Origin of the sequence: Nocardia sp. NPDC059229, assembly GCF_042754165.1 — a bacterium.
Taxonomy (GTDB): Bacteria; Actinomycetota; Actinomycetes; order Mycobacteriales; family Mycobacteriaceae; genus Nocardia.
The window spans coordinates 1-3,922 of sequence record NZ_JBHZAK010000064.1; the positions used below are offsets into that span (position 1 = coordinate 1).

A 3,922-nucleotide genomic window follows, 5' to 3' on the forward strand; every position below is an offset into this window, starting at 1 on the left:
CCGCGACGAACAACGCGGTAGCACCGACACTCGTCTTGATATCCCAGGAATCATTGTCATTACGCATAATCAACACTTCTCTCCGGCCAATACCGAGCTGATCTTTCGGTGGGAATGAAATTCAATGAGGTTGTGGCGGTGAAACATTCACCCATCGGTACGACGAGTGCCCGGTGTTCACCGTCCGGTGATCACTGCGCGGCGGTTCATCGCAACTCCGCCGGTCGTGTGAAGACCATCGCGGACTGGAAACCGCCGAACCCACTGCCGACCGACAGAGCCGTATCGACTGTGGCGGTGCGCGCGATGTTCGGGACGTAGTCCAGATCGCATTCGGGGTCTCGGTTACTCCAGTTGGCGGTCGGCGGGATCACCCCGGTGTCGATCGCCAACGCGCAGGCCGCCATCTCGATCGAGCCGATCGCGCCGAGCGAGTGCCCGATCATCGACTTGATCGAGCTGATCGGAACCTCGTACGCGGCGGCACCCAGCGCCTTCTTGAAGGCCGCCGTTTCATGGCGGTCGTTCTGCTTCGTGCCCGAGCCGTGCGCACTGATGTACCCGAGCGCGTCGGGGTTGAGCCGTGATTGGTTCATCGCCTCCGTGATGGCCATGCTCATCTCCAGCCCGTCCGGGCGCAGTCCGGTCATGTGGAAGCCGTTGCAGCGCGAGGCATACCCACCGATCTCGCAGTAGATGTGGGCGCCCCGAGCCAGGGCGTGGTCGAGCTTCTCCAACATCAGCACCGCCGCACCCTCCCCCAGCACGAAACCGGCGCGCGTCAGATCAAAGGGCCGCGACGCGTGGGCGGGATCGTCATTCTCATCGGTGGTCGCCCGGATCGCGTCGAACGCCGCGACGGAGATCGGCGAGATCGGCGCGTCCGATGCGCCCGCGAGGACGAAGTCGGCGTCACCGTCTTCGATCATGTGCAGTGCGTGACCGATCGAGTCGATCCCGGACGTGCAGCCCGTCGAGACAACCGTTGCCGGACCGTGCAATTCGAAGTGGGCCGACACCTCGGCGGCCATGCTGCTGGGGACGAGGGCCTGATACAGGTAGGGCTGCACGGAGCCCTCGTCGACCAGCCAATCCCGGCCACTGTCGCTCGCGATCACGTAGTCGTTCTCCAGGGCGATGGTCGCGCCGACCGCTGAGCCGAGCGACACCCCGAACATGTCGCGCGCGGCGTCGGACAGCTCCAGACCGCTGTCCTCGAACGCCTCACGGGCGGCCACGACAGCGAACTGGGTCATCCGATCGAAGCGGCGCACCTGCCTGGGCAACAACCCGGCCGCCTGCGGATCGAAATCGCATTCCGCCGCCACCTGGGAGCGGAACCCGGTCGGATCGAAGGAACTGATCCGGCGGGTCGCTGTGCGCCCAGACGACACGCAGTCCCAGAACGACGTGCGTCCGATCCCGCCCGGAGCAACGACGCCGACCCCCGTGACGGCGACCCGGGTCATCGCGCTCTCTCCGCGGTGCCGGGGGCAGCCGCCGATAGTTCCGTGTCCACGTGACCGAGTTCGGGTCGCGGGGCGAGCGGTCCGAGATGAAAAACGATGCTCGCGGTCTCGGTCCCGGTATTGCGCACCCGGTGCCGGACACCGATCGGGACGAACAATCCCTGCCCCGTTGCCAGCGACCACTGCTCATCGTCGAGGTCGACGGTGAGGTCTCCCTGCACGCAATACAGAAACTCCTCCGAATACGGGTGATAGTGCTCGGCGATGCGCTCCCCCGGCTCGAGTGTGGCAACGCCGGTGAAACCGGACGTGCTGCCAACGGTTTTCGGGCTCAGCACGGTCCTGATTTCGCCCCCGCGGCGGCGGTCGGCGGGCAGGTCGGAAACATCGACGCGGCCCGGCCGGATGCTCGGCGTGGCGATCGTCTCGGCCGCGGCGTTGTGGCGCTTTTCGACCTTTTCCTTGATGAGCTGCATCTGGATCACGCTGTTGGTGTTGATGCGATCGGTCATCCCGGCGTCGTCGATCGGCGCGCCCGGTCGCATGTGAAAGTCCTGAACCCAGGTCATCCGCGTACCCGACCCGGACTCGGCATAACTCCAATGGATCCGCATGTACTCGAACGGCCCGGTCTCCACCCGATGCGCGTCCACTGTCCGGTTGACCGGATCAACGGTCCGCTCGCTGACCCAGCTCCACACCTGCCCCGCCTCGTCCGGGTGCATCGTGAGCCGGAAACGGACGGTATCGCCGTCCTCCGCGAGAACATCGACCGCGGCATACTCGGAGAACAAATCCGGCCAGGACCGAACATCATTGGTCGAATCCCACACCACCTCGAGCGGCGCATCGATCAGGATCGAATTCTCTGTATGACCCGACATCACGCGGCCTCCCCGATGAATGCGAGCTCGACGTACCGAACCACGTCACCACCGGTCATCCCGAGCAGCTCAGCAGGCAACCTGACATAGAAATCACGCTCGACGACACTCTGAATCTCGAAGACCGCCAACGAATCCACACCGATCTCCTCCAGAGTCAGCGCGTCCGCCCTCTCCAACTCCTCCGGACCGATGTCGACCCCGACATGCTCGTCCAAGATCGCACGCAACGTCTCGATGGTGAACGTGTCAAACATTTACTTCTCTTCCTTCCCTCGTGTGGTGAGACCGGAACCCAGTGACGGACCGGTCTGTGGTGTCCAGCTGTAGAACATGCGCGCCCGCGCATCCTCCGGAGACAGCCAATTCGCGAGATAGGGCGAGACGAACTCGCGCAACCGGGCACTCACCCGGGCGAACTCCGGATGCCGCGCAGCCCTACCGATCGCGGCACCACCGGGCTCCTCGGTCTCCACCAAGTGCACATACAGATCATCCAGAGCCCAAAGCTCACGCCGGGTCACACCCGCAATCCCCGGCAGATCCGTCGACGAATCGGACTCAGCGAAGATCTCGCCAACGTTGAAAATAGCGTCCGGACGTACATGAGCAACGATCAGCGAACGATGTGGAATCACCATCGACCTTCTCCTACATGAGCTTTGGTGGGGAACATGGAACCCGATATCTGTCTTTTCGGGGTACAACAAACCTACGAGTTCAGACCAGTCGGTATCCATAACCGTGCGGTTGTCCATCCGTCCGCCTGGGTGAAGACAATCAACACCTAGGTGGCACCCGACGGTAAGGCGACAGTTGACGACTTTCGCGGCGCCGTTGTGCGGCGCATTGCGCCGATCTCACCAATTTCGTTGTGCCGCTGATGATTCGACCATTTTCGAGGACGCCCCAACAAAGAACAAGGACCTCAGCCCAGCTGAGGCCCTTTCCGGTGGTGGCGCGAAAGCCTGGCGGCTTTGCAGGAAATGCAATTTTGAATGGGAGACGAAGGTATTCCCTCGGCGATGCCCGATCTCGCAGACCAGCTCAGTGCCAGAGCACGGCCACGCACACGTTGGCGATCGCCAGCGCGCCGGCCGCATGCGCCGACCATGCAATCACCTTGTCGCGCCTGGCATAGTGTCCGAGTTCGGCCAGGCCCGCCACCGAGACCCCGATCGCCAGCTTGACCACGATCTTGGACATGAGCAGATGCTTGTCCAGCGAATGGATGAAGTGGGCCATGAGGACCATCACCAGGCCCGTGACGACAAGCGCCCGTGCACCCCACAACATCCACTCGGAAACCTTCGGCCGCGCGAGGGCATAACCGCCGATGACCGCCGCCATACAGAGCAGATGGACGACGACCACCAGGTTGTAGACGAATGTCATGGCTCCACAGGCTAGACGCCCGGTGGTTCGTTCGGGGTTTGCCATGCGGTCGGGTCGTTGGGGTAGAGGCCGCACATCACCACGTGGGTTATTTCCGTACGGTGGCGAGACTCATCAGGGACGGGTCGAAATGCCCCACCGGCCCCTTCCCCGCGGGCACAGCACGCCCCAGAG

General features: G+C 63.3%; 5 protein-coding genes. All 5 read right to left on the reverse strand.

The genetic code is table 11. From position 1 onward, the window contains the following. Window positions 1–206: 206 nt before the first annotated feature. The 5 genes from ACFXHE_RS44010 to ACFXHE_RS44030 all read right to left on the reverse strand — a co-directional run bounded on the left by ACFXHE_RS44010 (window position 207) and on the right by ACFXHE_RS44030 (window position 3,748). On the reverse strand, window positions 207–1,469 hold the full coding sequence (locus ACFXHE_RS44010; RefSeq protein WP_379391738.1) for a beta-ketoacyl-[acyl-carrier-protein] synthase family protein: 1,263 nt from the start codon (window positions 1,467–1,469) through the stop codon (window positions 207–209). Further along, window positions 1,466–2,353, reverse strand: a complete 888-nt coding sequence (locus tag ACFXHE_RS44015; protein ID WP_379391740.1) for a cupin domain-containing protein — start codon at window positions 2,351–2,353, stop codon at window positions 1,466–1,468. The genes ACFXHE_RS44010 and ACFXHE_RS44015 overlap by 4 nt, the downstream gene beginning before the upstream one ends. Beyond that, entirely contained in the window at window positions 2,353–2,610 is a 258-nt protein-coding gene (locus ACFXHE_RS44020; protein WP_379391743.1) for a phosphopantetheine-binding protein, read from the reverse strand. The genes ACFXHE_RS44015 and ACFXHE_RS44020 overlap by 1 nt, the downstream gene beginning before the upstream one ends. Then, window positions 2,611–2,994, reverse strand: coding sequence for a TcmI family type II polyketide cyclase (locus tag ACFXHE_RS44025; RefSeq protein ID WP_379391745.1), 384 nt, complete (start codon window positions 2,992–2,994; stop codon window positions 2,611–2,613). Between the two features lie 406 nt (window positions 2,995–3,400). Further along, complete coding sequence (locus ACFXHE_RS44030) at window positions 3,401–3,748, reverse strand: hypothetical protein (RefSeq protein WP_379391747.1); 348 nt, start codon at window positions 3,746–3,748, stop codon at window positions 3,401–3,403. Window positions 3,749–3,922 lie beyond the last annotated feature (174 nt).